Origin of the sequence: Pseudomonas sp. NY15354, from assembly GCF_048068075.1 — a bacterium.
Taxonomy (GTDB): Bacteria; Pseudomonadota; Gammaproteobacteria; order Pseudomonadales; family Pseudomonadaceae; genus Aquipseudomonas; species Aquipseudomonas guariconensis_C.
Map to the genome: position 1 here is coordinate 32,181 of NZ_JBLUPV010000037.1, position 18,429 is coordinate 50,609.

15 protein-coding genes are annotated in these 18,429 nt (G+C 64.3%); 11 read left to right on the forward strand and 4 right to left on the reverse strand.

The window, feature by feature from the left end; genetic code table 11:
- Nucleotides 1–12: 12 nt before the first annotated feature.
- Together betT and epsC are read right to left on the reverse strand one after the other, a co-directional pair.
- Nucleotides 13–1,974 (reverse strand): choline transporter BetT, encoded by a 1,962-nt coding sequence (gene betT / locus ACNFCH_RS23460; protein ID WP_337159428.1) that lies wholly within the window; start codon nucleotides 1,972–1,974, stop codon nucleotides 13–15.
- Nucleotides 1,975–2,316: 342 nt separating this feature from the next.
- On the reverse strand, nucleotides 2,317–3,249 hold the full coding sequence (epsC, locus tag ACNFCH_RS23465; protein WP_416744086.1) for a serine O-acetyltransferase EpsC: 933 nt from the start codon (nucleotides 3,247–3,249) through the stop codon (nucleotides 2,317–2,319).
- A 291-nt stretch (nucleotides 3,250–3,540) separates the two neighbouring features.
- Here epsC and tcyJ point away from each other — a divergent pair, with 291 nt between their 5' ends.
- From tcyJ to ACNFCH_RS23510, 9 genes are all read left to right on the forward strand, one after another.
- Nucleotides 3,541–4,335 carry a cystine ABC transporter substrate-binding protein gene (gene tcyJ, locus ACNFCH_RS23470; protein ID WP_070090822.1) on the forward strand — a complete coding sequence of 265 codons (795 nt, stop codon included), beginning with the start codon at nucleotides 3,541–3,543 and terminating at the stop codon, nucleotides 4,333–4,335.
- Nucleotides 4,332–5,000: a cystine ABC transporter permease gene (gene tcyL / locus ACNFCH_RS23475; protein WP_070090823.1), complete on the forward strand. Its 669-nt coding sequence runs from the start codon at nucleotides 4,332–4,334 to the stop codon at nucleotides 4,998–5,000. The genes tcyJ and tcyL overlap by 4 nt, the downstream gene beginning before the upstream one ends.
- Nucleotides 5,001–5,002: 2 nt before the next feature.
- On the forward strand, nucleotides 5,003–5,758 hold the full coding sequence (gene tcyN / locus ACNFCH_RS23480) for an L-cystine ABC transporter ATP-binding protein TcyN (RefSeq protein WP_196167952.1): 756 nt from the start codon (nucleotides 5,003–5,005) through the stop codon (nucleotides 5,756–5,758).
- Nucleotides 5,759–6,007: 249 nt separating this feature from the next.
- A complete protein-coding gene (locus ACNFCH_RS23485) occupies nucleotides 6,008–7,234 on the forward strand; it encodes an SfnB family sulfur acquisition oxidoreductase (protein WP_337159388.1) in 1,227 nt (408 codons plus the stop codon).
- 108 nt (nucleotides 7,235–7,342) lie between these two features.
- A complete protein-coding gene (locus ACNFCH_RS23490; protein WP_416744090.1) occupies nucleotides 7,343–8,548 on the forward strand; it encodes an SfnB family sulfur acquisition oxidoreductase in 1,206 nt (401 codons plus the stop codon).
- Complete coding sequence (locus ACNFCH_RS23495) at nucleotides 8,548–9,936, forward strand: LLM class flavin-dependent oxidoreductase (RefSeq protein ID WP_337159386.1); 1,389 nt, start codon at nucleotides 8,548–8,550, stop codon at nucleotides 9,934–9,936. Before ACNFCH_RS23490 ends, ACNFCH_RS23495 begins: the two co-directional genes overlap by 1 nt.
- Nucleotides 9,929–10,729, forward strand: coding sequence for a MetQ/NlpA family ABC transporter substrate-binding protein (locus ACNFCH_RS23500; RefSeq protein ID WP_337159385.1), 801 nt, complete (start codon nucleotides 9,929–9,931; stop codon nucleotides 10,727–10,729). The genes ACNFCH_RS23495 and ACNFCH_RS23500 overlap by 8 nt, the downstream gene beginning before the upstream one ends.
- A gap of 1 nt (nucleotide 10,730) precedes the next feature.
- Nucleotides 10,731–11,840: a methionine ABC transporter ATP-binding protein gene (locus ACNFCH_RS23505; RefSeq protein ID WP_416744092.1), complete on the forward strand. Its 1,110-nt coding sequence runs from the start codon at nucleotides 10,731–10,733 to the stop codon at nucleotides 11,838–11,840.
- Nucleotides 11,830–12,474 (forward strand): methionine ABC transporter permease, encoded by a 645-nt coding sequence (locus ACNFCH_RS23510; protein ID WP_196163268.1) that lies wholly within the window; start codon nucleotides 11,830–11,832, stop codon nucleotides 12,472–12,474. Before ACNFCH_RS23505 ends, ACNFCH_RS23510 begins: the two co-directional genes overlap by 11 nt.
- 108 nt (nucleotides 12,475–12,582) lie before the next feature.
- Here the strand turns inward: ACNFCH_RS23510 and dibA are convergent, their stop codons facing one another.
- Complete coding sequence (gene dibA, locus ACNFCH_RS23515) at nucleotides 12,583–14,478, reverse strand: phosphodiesterase DibA (RefSeq protein WP_337159382.1); 1,896 nt, start codon at nucleotides 14,476–14,478, stop codon at nucleotides 12,583–12,585.
- 150 nt (nucleotides 14,479–14,628) lie between these two features.
- Here dibA and desA point away from each other — a divergent pair, with 150 nt between their 5' ends.
- Nucleotides 14,629–15,813: a delta-9 fatty acid desaturase DesA gene (gene desA / locus ACNFCH_RS23520; RefSeq protein ID WP_337159381.1), complete on the forward strand. Its 1,185-nt coding sequence runs from the start codon at nucleotides 14,629–14,631 to the stop codon at nucleotides 15,811–15,813.
- Nucleotides 15,814–15,911: 98 nt separating this feature from the next.
- On the forward strand, nucleotides 15,912–16,943 hold the full coding sequence (locus ACNFCH_RS23525) for a sensor domain-containing diguanylate cyclase (RefSeq protein WP_337159427.1): 1,032 nt from the start codon (nucleotides 15,912–15,914) through the stop codon (nucleotides 16,941–16,943).
- Between the two features lie 77 nt (nucleotides 16,944–17,020).
- Here ACNFCH_RS23525 and ACNFCH_RS23530 read toward each other — a convergent pair whose 3' ends face one another.
- Nucleotides 17,021–18,229 carry an HDOD domain-containing protein gene (locus ACNFCH_RS23530; protein ID WP_416744095.1) on the reverse strand — a complete coding sequence of 403 codons (1,209 nt, stop codon included), beginning with the start codon at nucleotides 18,227–18,229 and terminating at the stop codon, nucleotides 17,021–17,023.
- Nucleotides 18,230–18,429: the final 200 nt, after the last annotated feature.

Consider the following 18,429-nt stretch of genomic DNA (forward strand, 5'->3'; position numbering starts at 1 on the left):
GCCTCCAGTGGGCTAGCGGACCAGATGCAGGAACTGCATGTGCCGCTGATACTGGTCGAGGATGTCGTTGATGATCTGCTCCTTGTTGTAGCCCACCAGGTCGTAGTTCTGGCTACCTTCGGACAGATGCACCTCGGCGCGGTAGTAACGGCGGTTCTTCAACTCCTGGGTGCCCAACCCGGCCAAGGCGAACGACGGGGTGAAGTACCCGCGCATCTGCACTTGGTAGATGAACGGCTGCTCTTCGCCCAGGCCGATCTTCAGGCTGACGTTGTCGTGGCTCGGGTCGTCCTGGGTGATCACATTCAGGCCCTTCTGCACGAACACCTCGGTGACCTCGCCAATGGCCGGGCGCACCACGTCGTCCATGAAGCGGTACACCTCGTCGCGTGACGGGAAATGCACCGCCTGGCTCAGGCGCTGGCGCCAGCCACCTCGGCCACGGCGCGACACGGCGAACGGCGCCAGCGAGTGCATCTGCGCGATCTGGCGCTGGGACTCCAGGTAGAACGCCTTGTGCAGCCCCCACATCATGCACAGCAGGATCAGCGAGAACGGCAACGACGTCAGCACCACCGCCGATTTGAGCGAGTCGATGCTCCCGGCAAACAGCAGGCTGCTGGTGATCAGCGCGGTCATGGCGCCCCAGAAGATGCGCAGCCAGTTCGGGCCATCTTCATCCGCATCGCCACCCTTGGCCGACAGCGTGGAGAGCACCACGGTGCCCGAGTCCGCCGACGTGACGAAGAACACGAAGCTGATGAACACCGTCACCGCGATCACGGTCTTGCTCCACGGGTAGGTTTCCAGCAGCAGGTACAGGCTCATGGACGGGTTTTCCAGGGCCGACTGGCCCAGGGCGGTCATGCCATGGTCGAGCACCTGGGTCATGGCGCTGTTGCCGAAAATCGACATCCACGCCAGGGTGAAGCCCAGCGGGATCAACAGCACGCCAAAGACGAACTCGCGGATGGTCCGACCACGGGAAATACGCGCGATGAACAGCCCCACGAACGGCGCCCAGGCAATCCACCAGGCCCAATAGAACACGGTCCAGCCGCCCAGCCAGTCGCGGTTCTCGCCATAGGCATAGACATCGAAGCTCTTGCGCGGCAAGGCGCCGAGGTAGTCGCCCAGGTTCTGGATCAAGGTGTTGAACAGGTGCTGGGTGGGCCCGGCGAACAGCACGAACAGCAGCAGCGCGCAGGCCAGGAACAGGTTGATGTCACTCATCACCCGCACGCCTTTTTCCACCCCGGCGACCGCGACGGCCACCGCGGCGCCCATCATCAGGACGATGAGCAGCACCTGTATCCACTGGCTGTGGCTGATACCGAACAGGTAATCCAGGCCGGCATTCAGGTGCAGCACGCCAAAGCCCATGTCGGCCCCCAGGCCGAACACCGTGGCAATGATGCCGAAGCCATCGACCGCGTAGCCGATCGGCCCATTGATGCGCTTGCCGATCAAGGGATACAGCGCCGAGCGCAGCGCCAATGGCAGGTTGTGGCGGTAGGCGAAATACGCCAGCGCCATGCCGACGAAGGCGAACACGCCCCAGCCATGCAGGCCCCAGTGCAGGAATAGCAGTTCCATCGCCTGACGCCCGGCCTCCACCGTGCCACCCTCGCCTTGGGGCGGTTGCAACATGTGGGTGAGCGGCTCGGAAACGCAGAAGAAGAACAAGGTGATGCTGATGCCGGCGGCGAATAGCATGCCGGCCCAGGACAGGTAACTGAATTCGGGTTCGTCGTGGTCGGCACCGAGCTTGATCTTGCCGTAGCCCGACAAGGCGGTGACCACCACGAAGACCAGGTACAGAGTCATGGCCAGCATGTAGTACCAGCCGACCGTGTTGGCCGCCCAGTTCTGCGCCGCCAGCAACCAGTCGCCCGCCGCTTTGGGATTGGCGATGACCACCAGGCCGAAGATAAGGATGAAGCTTGCCGCGAAGTAGAACACCGGAGGGTTCATGCGGATCTTGCCATTGGCAAGGGAGGGGGTCGGTGCACTCATTGGGCGCGCACCTCATGCAGCGGTGAAAGATTCGGATTGAACGGGTTCAGCAAAGGGGATCCTCCTGTTGAACACCGGCAATGGACCAGCGTTTTTACTTTGAACAAGCGTTCAAGTTAAACACGGATCGGCTTTCAACGCGACCTTGCCCGACCGCTGAACCCATTATTTGCAGTGAATTCCGACATGTTCGCGGGTAACCCCGCTCCTACCAGTCCAGCGCGATCTTGGCGTCAGCGCCGGACCTGTAGGAGCGGGTTTACCCGCGAACCGGGCGAGCTAGAAAGCGTCAGATCCTGACTATTTCTGCCCTTCGCACTCCAACTGCAGATTCGCCTGGGTGATGTTGCTCTCGGCCGGCACGCTACGGGTCAGCCAGACATTGCCGCCGATGGTCGAACCCTTGCCGATGGTGATCCGCCCAAGGATGGTGGCCCCGGCGTAGATGACCACATCGTCCTCGACGATCGGGTGACGCGGCTCGCCCTTGTGCAGCATGCCGGTTTCGTCCGCCGGGAAGCGTTTGGCGCCCAGAGTCACGGCCTGGTAGATACGCACCCGCTCGCCGATGATCGCGGTCTCGCCGATCACTACGCCCGTGCCATGGTCGATGAAGAAGCTCGGCCCGATCTGGGCGCCGGGGTGGATGTCGATGCCGGTGGCCGAATGCGCCAGCTCCGAGCTGATCCGCGCCAGCAACGGCAGGCCGGCCCGGTACAGGTGGTGGGCCAGGCGGTGGTGGATGATCGCCAGGATCCCCGGGTAGCACAGCAGCACCTCATCGACGCTGCGCGCCGCCGGGTCGCCGTGATAGGCGGCCAGCACGTCGGTATCGAGCAGCACGCGCAAGTTCGGCAGCGCGGCGGCAAAGCCCTGGATCAACTGCAAGGCATGGGCGTCGACGTCCTGCACCTCGGCCTTGCCGTGGCGCGAGGCGTAGCGCAGCTCCAGGCGCGCCTGGGCCAGCAGCGCGGTAAGCGCGGCATCCAGGGTGTGCCCGACATAGAAGTCTTCGCTCTCCTCGCGCAGGTCCACCGGCCCCAGGCGCATGGGGAACAACGCCCCACACAGTTGCTCGAGAATCTGGCGCATCGCTTCGCGCGAGGGCAGTTCGCGCCCGCCCTGCTCGCCGCTGCTGCGGCCATTGCGGGTTCGCCATTGCTCACGGGCGCTGCGCAGGTCGCTGACGATGTTCTGCAATTGCCAGTGTCCGGTGGATGGATGTTCGCTCACGGTGGTCTCCTGGATCGAGGCTGTGCGGGCCTTCATGAACGCGGCCGCGCTATGGAATTCACTGTACGGCAAATCCAGTGCTTGGAAAAAACAACGCTTTATTCCATCCTGCGCTAAGTCGGATATAAGCAGCACTGACAGAGTGTGTATTCCTCGCCTACCCTCAATGCTGCCAAATCCGACAAAACTCAGAAAAAGAAATAACAAAAGAAGTTTTTATTATTTCCAGGCCTATAAAGGCCACCCCTATAGTCGCCACCCACTACTTCCACAACAAGCGCGGGGCCCTACATGACCATCTTCGCCAAACCTCTTCTCAACGCCAGCCTGGCCCTTCTGCTGGGGACCGGCCTGTTCAGCCAAGCCTTTGCTGGCGAGCAACTCAAGACCATCCAGGAAAAAGGCAGCATCAGCGTCGGCCTGGAAGGCACCTACCCACCCTTCAGCTTCGTTGACGAGAACGGCAAGCTCGCCGGCTTCGAGGTTGAACTGTCCGAACTGCTGGCCAAGGAGCTGGGCGTCAAGGTCAAGCTACAGCCGACCAAGTGGGACGGCATCCTCGCCGCGCTGGAGTCCAAGCGCCTGGACGTGGTGATCAACCAGGTGACCATCTCCGACGAGCGCAAGAAGAAGTATGACTTCTCCGAGCCCTACACCATCTCCGGCATCCAGGCCCTGATCCTGAAGAAAAAAGCCGAGCAACTGAACATTCACAAAGCCGCAGACCTGGCGGGCAAGAAAGTCGGCGTGGGCCTGGGGACCAACTACGAGCAGTGGGTGAAGAAGGACGTCCCGCAAGCCGACGTACGCACCTATGAAGACGACCCGAGCAAATTCGCCGACCTGCGTAACGGTCGCATCGACGCGATCCTGATCGACCGCCTGGCCGCCCTGGAATACGCCCAGAAAGCCAAGGACACCGAGCTTGCCGGCGAAGCCTTCTCGCGACTGGAGTCGGGCGTGGCCCTGCGCAAGGGCGAGCCTGAGCTGCTCGCGGCGATCAACAAGGCGCTGGACAAGCTCAAGGCCGATGGCAGCCTGGCCAAGCTGTCCGAGAAATACTTCGGTGCCGACGTCACTAAATGATTTCCGAAAGCCTGCAACTTGTCATCGACTCCGCGCCCTTCTTGCTCAAGGGCGCGGGTTACACGGTGCTGCTCAGTGTCGGCGGCATGTTCTTCGGCCTGGTCCTGGGCTTCGCCCTGGCCCTGATGCGCCGTTCCAAGATCCTGCCGCTGGACTGGCTGGCCCGGGTGTATGTCTCGTTCTTCCGGGGCACGCCGCTGCTGGTGCAGTTGTTCGTGATCTATTTCGGCATGCCGCAGATCGGTATCGAGCTCGATCCGATCCCGGCCTCGCTGATCGGCCTTTCGCTGAACATGGCCGCGTACATCTGCGAAATCCTGCGCGCGGCGATCTCCTCGATCGACCGTGGCCAGTGGGAAGCCGCCGCCAGCATCGGCATGACCCGCACCCAGGCCATGCGCCGGGCGATCCTGCCACAGGCCATGCGCACCGCCTTGCCGCCGCTGGGCAACAGCTTCATTTCCCTGGTCAAGGACACCGCCCTGGCGGCGACCATCCAGGTGCCTGAGCTGTTCCGCCAGGCGCAGTTGATCACCGCGCGCACCTTCGAAGTCTTCACCATGTACCTGGCTGTGGCAGTGATCTACTGGATCCTGTGCACCATCCTTGCGCACTTCCAGAACCGCATGGAAGCGCGGGTCAACCAGCACGACCAGGAGCACTGAAGATGATCGTAGTAGAAGGCCTGACCAAGCAGTTCAAGGGCCAGACCGTGCTCAACGGCATCGACCTGACTGTCCAGCCCGGCGAAGTGGTGGCCATCATCGGCCCCAGCGGCTCGGGCAAGACCACCTTCCTGCGCTGCCTCAACCTGCTGGAAACACCCGACGCCGGGCGTATCCAGATCGGCGACATCAGCATTGACGCCAACCGCTCGCTGGGCAGTCAGCAAGGAGCGATCCGCCGCCTGCGCCAGCAGGCCGGTTTCGTGTTCCAGAACTTCAACCTGTTCCCTCACCGCACCGCCCTGGAGAACGTCATCGAAGGGCCGGTGATCGTCAAGAAGACGCCCCGGGACAAAGCCATCGAACTGGGCCGTCGCCTGCTGGCCAAGGTCGGCCTGGCCGGCAAGGAAGACGCCTACCCACGGCGCCTGTCCGGCGGCCAGCAGCAACGGGTGGCCATCGCTCGGGCCCTGGCCATGGAGCCGGAGGTGATTCTCTTCGACGAACCGACCTCCGCGCTCGATCCCGAGCTGGTGGGCGAGGTACTGGCGACCATCCGCGGCCTGGCCGAGGAGAAGCGCACCATGATCATCGTCACCCACGAGATGAGCTTTGCCCGGGACGTGGCCAACCGGGTGATCTTCTTCGACAAGGGTGTGATCGTGGAGCAGGGCGAGGCCAAGGCGCTGTTCGCCAACCCCAAGGAAGAACGGACACGGCAGTTCCTGCGTAAGTTTCTGGGCACTGCGGCGGGCTGATTTTCTCGCTGTCACCACTGACGCATTCGCGGGTAAACCCGCTCCCACAGAGTTCGACGCACGCTCTGTTGGAGCGGGTTTACCCGCGAATGCGTGCGCGTGGGCGATACCAAAACCTGCCCTTCTATAGATAGTCCAAAAAGTTAGTTCATAAAGTTTTTATAAACCAATAGGGTATATAGACCGGACCACCGGACCAGCAAATGTCTGTCGCTGCCAGCGACGCTTTCAACTTTTGTGAGGTAAGGAATGGTCTGGTCCACAAGCGATCTCGACAGCTCACCCCCGCTACTGCCGGCCAAGGTATTGCGCACTGACGCCGAGGCCCTCCAGGCCGCCCGGGAATTGGCCGACGCGGCCCGCCAACAGGCTTCGCGCCGTGACCAGCAGCGCAAGCTGCCCTGGACCGAGATCGAACAGTTCACCCGCAGCGGCCTGGGCAGCATCAGCATTCCCAAGGCCCATGGCGGCCCCGAGGTCTCGTTCCAGACCATCGCCGAAGTCTTCCGCGTGATCAGCGCCGCCGACCCGGCCCTGGGGCAGATTCCGCAGAACCAGTTCGGCATGATCCAACTGCTGCGACTGACTGCCACCGAGGCTCAGCAGGCCACGCTGTTCCGCTCCGTGCTGGACGGCTGGCGTATCGGCAATGCCGGGCCTGAGCGCGGCACCAAGGACACCCTCACCCTCAAGGCGCGGATCACCCGCGACGGCGAGGGCTATCGCATCAGCGGCGAGAAGTTCTACTCCACCGGCGCCCTGTTCGCCCATTGGGTGGCGGTCAAGGCTCTGGATGACGAGGGCCGCCAGCGCCTGGCCTTCGTGCGCCGGGGCAGCCCGGGCCTGCGCATCGTCGATGACTGGTCCGGCTTCGGCCAGCGCACCACCGCCAGTGGCACCGTGCTGCTGGACCAGGTCCCGGTTGACGCCGAGCTCGTGGTGGACAACTGGCGCCAGCGCGACGTGCCCAATACCCAGGGCGCGGCCTCGCAGTTGATCCAGGCCGCCATCGATGCCGGTATCGCCGAAGCGGCCATCGAAGATGCCATCACCTTCGTGCGTGAGAAGTCCCGCCCCTGGATCGAAGCCAAGGTGGACCGGGCCAGCGACGACCCCTATGTGATCGCCGACATCGGCCGCCTCAAGCTGGAGTTGCACGCTGCCGAGGCGCTGCTGCGCAAGGCCGCCCAGGTGCTCGACGAGGTCAATGCCGGCCCGGTGGATGAGGCGTCGGCAGCCCGCGCCTCGATCGCCGTGGCCGAGGCCAAGGTGCTGACCACCGAAGTGGCCTTGCAGGCCAGCGAGAAGCTCTTCGAGCTGGCCGGCAGCCGCGCCACCCTCGCCGAGTTCAACCTCGACCGCCACTGGCGCAATGCCCGCGTGCACACCCTGCACGACCCGGTGCGCTGGAAGTACCACGCCGTCGGCGCCTGGCACCTCAACGGCACCCGCCCTGCCCGTCATTCCTGGATTTGAGCGCGCCTGCGCCTGCGCCTGCCCTGACCACGAGGGAACCGGTGGGCGCTGGCGACAGCCTGCGATGGGGCGCGAAGCGGCCCCCTGCGATCCGCACTGGAGAAACACATGAACGCACTGACCCACCCCACCCCCAAGGCGGCGGTCATCACCAGCGATGCCCAAGCCCTGGCTGTCGCCGAAGACCTCGCCCAGCAGCTACAGCGTGACAGCGCCCTGCGCGACCGCGAACGCCTCCTGCCTCACGCCGAACTCGAGCTGTTCACCCGCTCCGGCCTGTGGGGCATCAGCGTGCCCAAGGCCTTTGGCGGCGCCGGCGTATCCAACGTCACCCTGGCCAAGGTCATCGCCCGCATCGCCCAGGCCGATGCCGCCCTGGGGCAGATCCCGCAAAACCACTTCTATGCCCTGGAAGTGCTTCGGGTGAACGGCTCGCCCGAGCAGCAGCGACGCCTCTACGCCGAGGTCCTGGCAGGCCGGCGCTTCGGCAATGCCCTGGCCGAACTGGGCACCAAGACCGCCCATGACCGCACCACCCGCCTGAGCCGCGACCGCGATGGCCTGCGCATCAACGGCCGCAAGTTCTACGCCACCGGCGCCCTGTACGCCCAGCGCATCCCCACGTCGGTGGTCGATGACGCAGGCGTTCAGCAGTTGGTGTTCGTGCCCGCGGACACCCCTGGCCTGCAGGTGATCGATGACTGGAGCGGCTTCGGCCAGCGCACCACCGGCAGCGGCTCAGTGGTGTTCGACAACGTGCAGGTTCACGATGAGGATGTGGTGCCGTTCCAGAGCGCCTTCGACCGCCCAACGCCCGTCGGCCCCTTGGCGCAGATCCTCCATGCCGCGATCGACACCGGCATCGCCCGCGCCGCCCTTGAGGACGCGCTGCACTTTGTGCGCACCCGCAGCCGGCCGTGGGTCGACTCAGGTATCGACAAGGCCAGTGACGACCCACTGACCCTCAAGAGTTTCGGCCATCTGGCCATCCGCCTGCACGCTGCCGAGGCGTTGTTGGAGCGGGCCGGGGAGTTCCTGGACCGGGCCCGCGACGACAGCAGCGCCGCCAACGTCGCCGCCGCGTCCATCGCCGTCGCCGAGGCCCGGGCGATCAGCACCGAGGTGTCCCTCGCTGCTGGTACCACCCTGTTCGAACTGGCCGGCAGCCAGGCCACCCTGGCCGAGCACAACCTCGACCGCCACTGGCGCAACGCCCGTGTGCACACCTTGCACGACCCGGTGCGCTGGAAGTACCACGCCATCGGCAACTACTACCTCAACGGTGAAAACCCGCCGCGCCGAGGGACGATCTGATGGCCAAAGAGATCCTGCTCAACGCCTTCAACATGAATTGCGTCGGGCACATCAACCATGGCCTGTGGACCCACCCGCGGGACACCTCGACCCAGTACAAGACCCTGACCTACTGGACCGACCTGGCACGTCTGCTGGAACGCGGGCTGTTCGATGGGCTGTTCATCGCCGACATCGTCGGCACCTACGATGTCTATGGGCAGTCACTGGACGTGACGCTCAAAGAGTCGATCCAGCTGCCGGTCAACGACCCGCTGCTGCTGGTCTCGGCCATGGCTGCAGTCACTCGTCACCTGGGCTTTGGCCTGACCGCCAACCTCACCTACGAGGCGCCCTATCTGTTCGCCCGGCGCCTCTCGACTCTCGACCACCTGAGCAATGGCCGGGTCGGCTGGAACATCGTCACCGGTTACCTGGACAGCGCCGCCCGGGCCATGGGGCTGGCCCAGCAACCCGAGCACGACCGGCGCTACGACCAGGCCGACGAATACCTGCAGGTGCTGTACAAGCTGCTCGAAGGCAGCTGGGACGATGACGCGGTGATCGCCGACCGCGAGCGGCGGGTCTACGCCGAGCCGAGCAAAGTGCGCAAAGTCCAGCATCACGGCGAGTTCTACAAGGTCGAGGGCTACCACCTGTGCGAGCCTTCGCCCCAGCGCACGCCGGTACTGTTCCAGGCGGGCAGCTCGCCCCGGGGCCTGGCGTTCGCGGGCCAACATGCCGAGTGCGTGTTCATCAGCGGCCAGGACCAGGCGGCCACCCGCGCCCAGGTCGACAAGGTCCGCGCGGCCGCCCGTGCCGCTGGCCGCGCCCCGCAGGCGATCAAAGTGTTCATGGGCATCACCGTGATCGTCGCGCCTACCGAGGCCCAGGCCCACGCCAAGCATGCCCAATACCTGCGCCATGCCAGCCCCGAAGCAGGCGTGGCGCACTTTGCCAGCTCCACTGGTATCGATTTTGCCGCCTATGGGCTGGACGAACCGATTGGCTTTACCCAGGGTAACGCGATCCAATCGGCCACCCGCCAGTTGCAGGACAGCGCCTGGACCCGCCGCCGCCTGCTTCAGCAGCACGCCCTGGGTGGCCGCTACGTGACGCTGGTCGGCGCACCCGAGCAGGTCGCCGAACAACTGATCGAATGGATCGATCAGACCGGCCTGGATGGCTTCAACCTGACCCGCACCGTGACCCCGGAAAGCTTCGAAGACTTCATCGACCTGGTCGTCCCGGAGCTGCAACGGCGTGGCCGCTACAAGACCGCCTACGCCGAAGGCGCCCTGCGCGAAAAACTGTTTGGCGCACCTCATCCCTACCTGCCCGCGGGTCACCCCGGCGCGGCCTATCGCAACCCGACCCCTGCCCCGACTGGAGCCCTGCACCATGCTTGAAAAACTGTTCCGGCCCGTCGCGGCCGCTGTCCTGTCCCTGAGCCTGGCCGGCGCCGCGACCGCCGCCGAGCCGCTGAAGATTGGTACCACCGCGGCCTTCGCCATCCCGCTGGAAGCCGCGGTGGAGGAAGCCCACAAACAAGGCCTGGATGTGAAGCTGATCGAGTTCAGCGACTGGATCGCTCCCAATGTCAGCCTCAACAGCGGCGACATCGACGTGAACTACTTCCAGCACATTCCCTTCCTGGAAAACGCCAAGGCCGCCGCCGGCTTCAACCTGGTGCCCTACGCCCCCGGCATCATCAACAACGTCGGGCTCTACTCCAAACATTACAAAAGTTTCGCCGAGCTGCCCGAAGGCGCCAGCGTGGCCATCGCCAACGACCCGATCAACAGTGGGCGAGGTCTGCAATTGCTGGCCAAGGCCGGGCTGATCACCCTCAAGCCAGGCGTTGGCTACAAGGCCACCGAGGACGACATCGTCGCCAACCCCAAGAAGCTGAAGATCCTGCAGGTCGAGGCCGTGCAACTGGTACGCGCCTATGACGACGCCGACCTGGTCCAGGGCTATCCGGCCTACATCCGCCTGGCCAACAGCTTCGATGCCACCTCGGCGCTGCTGTTCGACGGCCTGGAGAACAAGGAGTACGTGATCCAGTTCGTGATTCGTCCACAAAGCAAGGAAGACCCACGCCTGGCGAAATTCGTCGATATCTACCAGCACTCGCCGGCCGTGCGCGCCGCCTTGGACAAAGCCCATGGCAGCCTGTACCAGGCCGGCTGGGAGGGCTGAGATGAGCAGCGCCAGCGCCCTCAAGGCGCCCCTACCGCAAGACTCCCCGCCGCCCGCCCGCGAGCAAGTCCTGCGCCCGGAGGTCAACGAAGCCCACGTGCGCTTCATCGGCCTGGGCAAGACCTACCCCGGCCAGGCGCAACCCGCCTTGCACGGCATCGACCTGAACATCCGTCGCGGCGAGATCTTCGGCATCATTGGTCGCAGCGGTGCCGGCAAGTCATCCCTGCTGCGCACCATCAATCGCCTGGAGCAGCCCAGCCAGGGCCGGGTCCTGATCGACCAGACCGACATCGCGCCCTTCGACGAGGACCGGCTCGTTGCCCTGCGCCGACGCATCGGCATGATCTTCCAGCACTTCAACCTGATGTCGGCCAAGACCGTGTGGCAGAACGTCGAGTTGCCCTTGAAGGTCGCTGGCGTGCCCAAGGCCGAGCGCCAGCGCAAGGTCAGCGAGCTGCTGGAGCTGGTGGGCCTGGCGCACAAGCACCAAGTGTACCCGGCGCAGCTCTCCGGGGGGCAGAAACAGCGCGTCGGGATCGCCCGGGCGCTGGTGCATGATCCTGAAATCTTGCTGTGCGACGAGGCCACCTCAGCGCTCGACCCCGAAACCACCGCCTCGATTCTCGAACTGCTGCGCGACATCAACCAGCGCCTTGGGCTGACCGTGGTGCTGATCACCCACGAGATGTCGGTGATCCGCGATATCTGCCACCGGGTGGTGGTCCTCGAGCGCGGCGAGATCGTCGAGCAAGGCGAGGTCTGGCGGGTGTTCGGCTCGCCCCGTCACGAGGTGACCCGCACGTTGCTCGCGCCCTTGCAGGCCAGATTGCCCGCTGCCCTGCAGGCCAACCTGCGCGCCAGCCCGACGGGCCCAGGTGATGCCGTGGTGCTGCGCCTGAACCTGCTGGGCGAACCGCAACTGTCGGACCTGTTCAACGACCTGGGTGGGCGGATACGCCTGCTTCAAGGCGGCATCGAGACCATCGGCACCCATGCCCTGGGGCAACTGGTGCTGTCCGTGCAAGGCTCGCCCCATGCATCGCACCAATTGCTCGAGCGCGCCAGACACTGGGCCGAGGACGTGGAGGTACTGGGTTATGTGGCTTGATCGTCTGCTCGAAGGCTTGCTCGATACGCTGTTGATGGTGGGTGTGTCGTCGCTCATTGCGTTGGTGGTCGGCGTGCCGATGGCGGTGCTGCTGGTTACCAGCGACAAGGGTGGAATCTTCGAAGCGCCGTTGCTGAATCGGGCGCTGGGCGCGATCGTCAACCTGTTCCGCTCGATCCCGTTCCTGATCCTGATGGTCGCGCTGATCCCCTTCACCCGCCTGGTGGTGGGCACCACCTACGGGGTATGGGCCGCCGTGGTCCCCCTGACCATCGCCGCTACGCCGTTCTTCGCACGGATTGCCGAGGTCAGCCTGCGCGAGGTCGACCATGGTCTGGTCGAAGCCGCCCAGGCCATGGGATGCCGGCGCTGGCACATCGTCTGGCATGTATTGCTGCCCGAGGCGCTGCCAGGGATCGTCGGCGGCTTCACCATCACCCTGGTGACCTTGATCAACTCCTCGGCCATGGCGGGCGCCATCGGCGCGGGAGGATTGGGCGATATCGCGTATCGGTATGGCTACCAGCGCTTCGACAGCCAGATCATGCTGACCGTGATCGCCATGCTGGTGGCCTTGGTGGCAGTGATCCAGCTGGGTGGGGATCGCTTGGCCAAGGGGCTGAACAAGCGTTAGTCCTTTGGGGCCGCTGCGCGGCCCTTTCGCGGCACAAGGCGCTGGTACAGCGCAATCTGTGGGGCGCTGGCGAAGCCTGCGATGGGCTGCAAAGCAGCCCTAAGCCTCTCAGTTCCAGCGTAAATCCACCGCCGGCATCGGCCGCCCGTACCAGTATCCCTGCCCCAGGTCGCACTGTTGTTCCAGCAGGAAGCGCGCCTGTTCGGCCTGCTCGATCCCTTCGGCGTGCACCTGCATGCCCATGCTCCGGGCCAGGGCGATGATCACCCGCACGATGGCAATGTCGTCTTCATCGCTGGGCAGACCTGCCACGAAGCCCTGGTCGATCTTGAGCTTCTGCACCGGCAGGCGCTTGAGCCGCAGCAGCGACGAATAGCCCGTGCCGAAATCATCGATGGCCAGGCTCAGACCCAGCTCGCGCAGCCGGTGCAATTGCTCCAGCGCCACTTCCGGGTCCTCCATCACCGCACTCTCGGTGACCTCCAGCTCCAGCAACGCAGGGTCCAGGCCGGTATCGTGCAGCACCTCGGCCACCTGGCGGTACAGCTCACGCTGGCCGAACAGGCGGCTGGAGATGTTCACCGCGACGAACTGCAGCTCACGCCCTTCGACCTGCCATTGCATCATTTGCCGACACGACTGACGCAGCACCCAGGCGTCGATCTCGGCGATCAGCCCGGTGCGCTCGGCGATGGGGATGAACTCGCCCGGCGAAACCATCCCACGGGTGGGGTGCTCCCAGCGCACCAGTGCCTCGACGCCGACCAACTTGTTGTTCAACAGGTCATGCACGGGTTGGTAGAACACCCGCAACTCCTGCTGCTCCAGCGCCCGACGCAACTCGCCGGCAGTCTCCACGCGCTGCTGGGCGTGGGCGGTCAGCTCTTCGGTGTACAGGGCATAGCAGGCACGGCCGTTGTTCTTGGCCTTGAACAGCGCCGCATCGGCGTTGCGCAGCAGTTGGGCGGCACTTTGCGCATCACTTGGGAACAGGCTGATACCGACACTCACACTGATGAACAGGCGATGCCCTTCGAAGACGAACGGCTCGCGCATGCGTTCGATGATGGCCTGGGCCAGGGTGGCGGCCTGGCCGACCTGCGGGCAGTTCTCGGCCAGCACGCCGAATTCATCCCCGCCCAGGCGCGCCAGAGTCACGCCACTGCCCAGCAGGTCGCGCAAGCGCTCGCCCACCAGCTTGAGCAACTGGTCGCCCAAGGTATGGCCTAGGCCATCGTTGATACTCTGGAAGTGGTCGAGGTCAAGCAGCAGCAGCGCGCATCCGCGCTTGTTGGCCTGGGCCATCGCCAACGCTTGCTCGGCGCGGTCGTTGAACAATAGGCGGTTGGGCAGGCCGGTCAGTGGGTCGTGGTGCGCCAGGTAGGCCAGCTCCTGCTCGGTGTGCTTGATCGCACTGATGTCGCTGAACACCGCCACGTAATGGGTGAGCGCGCCTGCGTCATCGCGAATGGCGCAGATCGTCTGCCATTGCGGGTAGATCTCGCCACTCTTGCGGCGGTTCCAGATCTCCCCGCTCCACTCGCCCCTCTCGGCCAGGGAGGCGTAGATCTGCTGATAGAACGGCGGGCCATGGCGACCGGACTTGAACTTGCTTGGGCGCTGGCCGAGCACTTCGTCCTGGGCATAGCCGGTGATGCGCATGAAGGCGCGGTTGACGTGCACGATCAGGCCGCTGCTGTCGGTCACCAACACCCCTTCGAGGGTGCTGTCGAACACCGCCGCCGCCATGCGCAGACGTTCGCGATCCTCACTGCGCAGTCGCGCACCGATGCCGATGAAATTGAGCAGACGGGCACGGGTGACGAAGATCAATCCGGTGGTCAGCAGCATCCAGACGAATGCATTGAGCTGCCGCCCGACCGCCAGCACCTCGTGATCCTCGAAAAGACCCTGCAACACCTGCTCTGACATCACCAGCCAAAGCAACGAGAACACCAGGTACAGCGCAGCCATGCGCAAGGCGTCGCGAACGGAAACAGACATGTCGGGTGGATAAGTCCATGAAAAAGAATGGGACATTATAAAGACTGAAACATGCCGTGACTTCCTATCGGAAAGGGCGACTGGTTTTATTTCCCCACCCGGTGATAATGCCCGCGCTGTTTCCCTGTTTTTTCGAGGGTCTCTACACCTATGTGGTACTACGGTTTTCTCGATCTGTCGGCCTGGCAACTGGTCGGCGTCACCCTGCTGATGACCCACGTGACCATCATCAGCGTCACTATCTATCTGCACCGCTACTCCGCCCACCGGGCCCTGGAGCTCAATGCCGGGCTCAAGCATTTCTTCCGCTTCTGGCTGTGGCTGACCACGGCGCAGAACACCCGTGAATGGACCGCCGTACACCGCAAGCACCACGCCAAGTGCGAAACCGCCGACGATCCCCACAGCCCGCTCTACAAGGGCCTGGGCACCGTGCTGCGCAAAGGCGCCGAGCTCTACCGCGAAGAAGCACGCAACCCCGAGACCCTGCGCATCTATGGCAAGAACTGCCCGGACGACTGGATCGAGCGCAACCTCTATTCGCGCTACAAGCTCGGCGGCATTGCCCTGATGGCGGTGATCGACCTGCTGCTGTTCGGCACCATCGGCATCACCATCTGGGCAGTGCAGATGATGTGGATCCCCTTCTGGGCCGCGGGCGTGGTCAATGGTCTGGGCCATGCGCTGGGCTATCGCAACTTCGAGTGCCGGGATGCGGCCACCAACCTGGTGCCCTGGGGCATCGTGATCGGCGGCGAGGAGTTGCACAACAACCACCACACCTACCCCAACTCGGCCAAGCTTTCGGTCAAGCGCTGGGAGTTCGACATGGGCTGGATGTGGATTCGCCTGCTGTGCCTGCTGCACCTGGCCAAAGTCCAGCGCGTGGCGCCCATCGCTCATCGGGTCGAGGGCAAGGCGCATCTGGACATGGACACCGCCATGGCCATCCTCAACAACCGCTTCCAGATCATGGCCCAGTACCGCAAGCTGGTCATCGCGCCGCTGGTCAAGCAGGAGCTGGCCCGGGTCGACACCTCGGTGCGCCACCACTTCCGTCGTGCCAAGCGCCTGCTGTCGCGTGAAACGAGCCTGCTGCAGGACCGCCATCACGTGCGCATCGAGTCCATGCTCGCCCACAGCCAGTCGCTCAAGACCATCTATGAAAAACGCCTGGCGCTGCAGCAGATCTGGGCCCGCACCAGCGCCAACGGCCATGACATGCTGGCCGCCATGAAAGACTGGATCCACGAAGCGGAAGCCAGCGGCATCCAGGCCCTGCGCGACTTCGCCGACCAGCTGAAAACCTACTCCCTGCGCCCTTCCGGCACCTGAGCACCGTTGATCGGCACGCCTCGTCACGGGGCGTGCCGACCGGAACTTCACTTCCCTCCTCGACTCAAATCCGGCATATCGCCCGCGTGGCGGGCCGGATCGTGGCCGCACGCTTTCACGCCGAGAATCGCTCCGTGCTCATGGCCAAAGACCTCACCTCGACCCTCTTCGGCAATCCACCGCCGGAAGCTGCACAGACCCTGCTCGCCTTGCTCCATGCCCAGGGCGAAGTCGCCCGACTGAGCGAACGCGAGCAGCTCTACAGCTCGCTGCTCGACAGCGTCAACGCCGTGCTGTGGGCCTTCGACTGGGAAACCCGCCGGGTGCTGTACGTCAGCCCCGCCTATGAGCGCATCTTCGGTCGCCCGGCCAGCCTGGTACTGGCCGACTACAACGCCTGGCGCGACAGCATCTACCCGGACGACCTGGAATACGCCGAGCGCAGCCTGGCGCAAGTGCTCGACACCGGCGCGGTGGAAGACCGCGAGTACCGCATCCTCAACGCCGCAGGCCAGGTGCGCTGGCTGAGCGACAAGTGCTACGTCAACCAGCAGCGCGACACCGACCAACGCGTGATCATCGTCGGCATCGCCGAGGACATCACCGAGAAGAAACAGCTCGAAGGCGAGCTACAGCGCCTGGCCACCACCGATGTGCTGACCCAGAGCAGCAATCGCCGCCACTTCTTCGAGTGCGCCCGCCAGGCCCTGGAAACCGCCCGGGAAGAAGGCAAGCCCTTGGCCTTCCTGTTGCTAGACATCGATGACTTCAAACAGATCAACGATACCTATGGCCACCAGGAAGGTGACCAGGTGCTGCAACGCATCGCCGACAGCGGGCGCGCCGTGCTGCGCCGGGGCGATCTGTTCGGGCGAATCGGCGGCGAGGAGTTCGCCGCCGTGTTCCCCGGCTGCACCGCCCAGATCGCCGAACAGATCGCCGGACGGCTGCAACGGGAGATCCAGCACTTGAGCTTCAGCCACGGGCAGCAGGTGTATGGCGTCACGGTCAGCCAAGGCGTTACCGAACTCACCGATGAGGACGACCTCATCGACACCCTCTTCGCCCGTGCCGACGCCGCCATGTACCAGGCCAAGCGTCAGGGCAAGAACCAGATCGTGCGGGGCTGAGACGTTCGGGAGAGCCCCTCCATTGAAGATTTGTGACCGCTGCGCGGCCCATCGCAGGCGACGCCAGCGCCTGCAGGTCAGACCTGCCTGCGTAACCGGCTCAGCTCTGCCATTCCCAGCTTGAGCAGGCGCGCCGTCTTGCTGCTGGCGACTTTCTCGAGGCCCTGCTCCACCGGCAGACGCGACAGTTGCCCGGCCAGGTTCATGGCCAGGATCTCCCGGGAATAGACCCCACCGCCGAGCTGGTAGATCGCGGCGATCAGCTCGCGCAGGCTCAACGGCAGGCGCCAGCGGGTACGCAGCGCCGAACCAAAGGCGGCGCCAAACTCATTGAGCGCCAGCTGTACCTGGTCCTCGTCCAACTCACCGCCGGCCAGGCACCACTCCTGCAGGCAACGCAGCACGGCCAGATCGCCCAGGCAATGCAGCAAACCCGCGCAATAGCAGCGCTCTTCATCGAGCTCAAGCAGACGCGCCAGGCTGCGGGCGTACTCGGCGGTGTGCAGTGAAAGGTCCCAGAAATGCGCCGCATGCCTCGCCAGCAGCGGGTCGCTCAGGCGGGAACTGCGCTTGAGGGCCAGGCCCAGGATAAGGTTCATGCTCTGGGTACTGCCGAGCTTGTTCAAGGCCTGCAACAGCGTTTGCACCGGCACTTCGCTGTGCAGCGCGGCACTGTTGGCGGCGGCAATCAGCACCGCCGTGATCTGTGGGTCGTTACGCACCTCTTCTTCCAGAACCCTCAGGTTCAGCCCCTGGGGGTTGAGCGCGCGCTTGATCGCCGCCTGCACATCGGCCAGCAGCGGCCCGCCATCGGCGCTGGCGCGGCGCTGCTCCAGATAGGCCGGCAGCTTGATGCCCGGCTGCAAGGCCGGCACCGGGCAGGCAACCTGCTCGCCCACCTCCAGCAGGAGTTTTTCCAGGCGTTTGCGCAGGTTCTCCAGATCCAGAGGTTTGCTCAAGTAAGCGGTGGGATGCAGCGGCAACACCTCATGCACGCTGGCGCTGTCGCTGCGCTCGCTCATGAGGATGAAGGGCAAGCTAGAGGTTTGTTGCTTAGCACGCACGTTGCGCAGCAAGTCCAGGCCGTCGCCACCGACCAGCTCGCGGGCAGCGATGATCAGATCGGGCTTGCTGGCCAGCGCGGCCACTGCTTCCGGTCCATTGGAACAGACCTGCAAACGGGCATCGCAGCGGACGCTGAGCAGCATGTCGCGGAGCATGTCGCGCACCCAAGGATCGCCTTCGGCAATCAGTACGCAAGGCGGGATGGGGTTGGCAGCGCTCATCGGCGGGCTCCTGGTAATCCTTGACATGCAATCCGTTGCAGCATCCTGGGCAAATCCTCGGACAACGATAGCGTTCCACGCTTGGCTTGGGCATAAAAAAAGGTTCTTCACGGAATCCCGGGAAAGACAGAAACAAGAACGCCGGTTTGATGGATGATGTTCGTGCGAGCAAACACATCTACAAACCGGCGTTCTTGTGC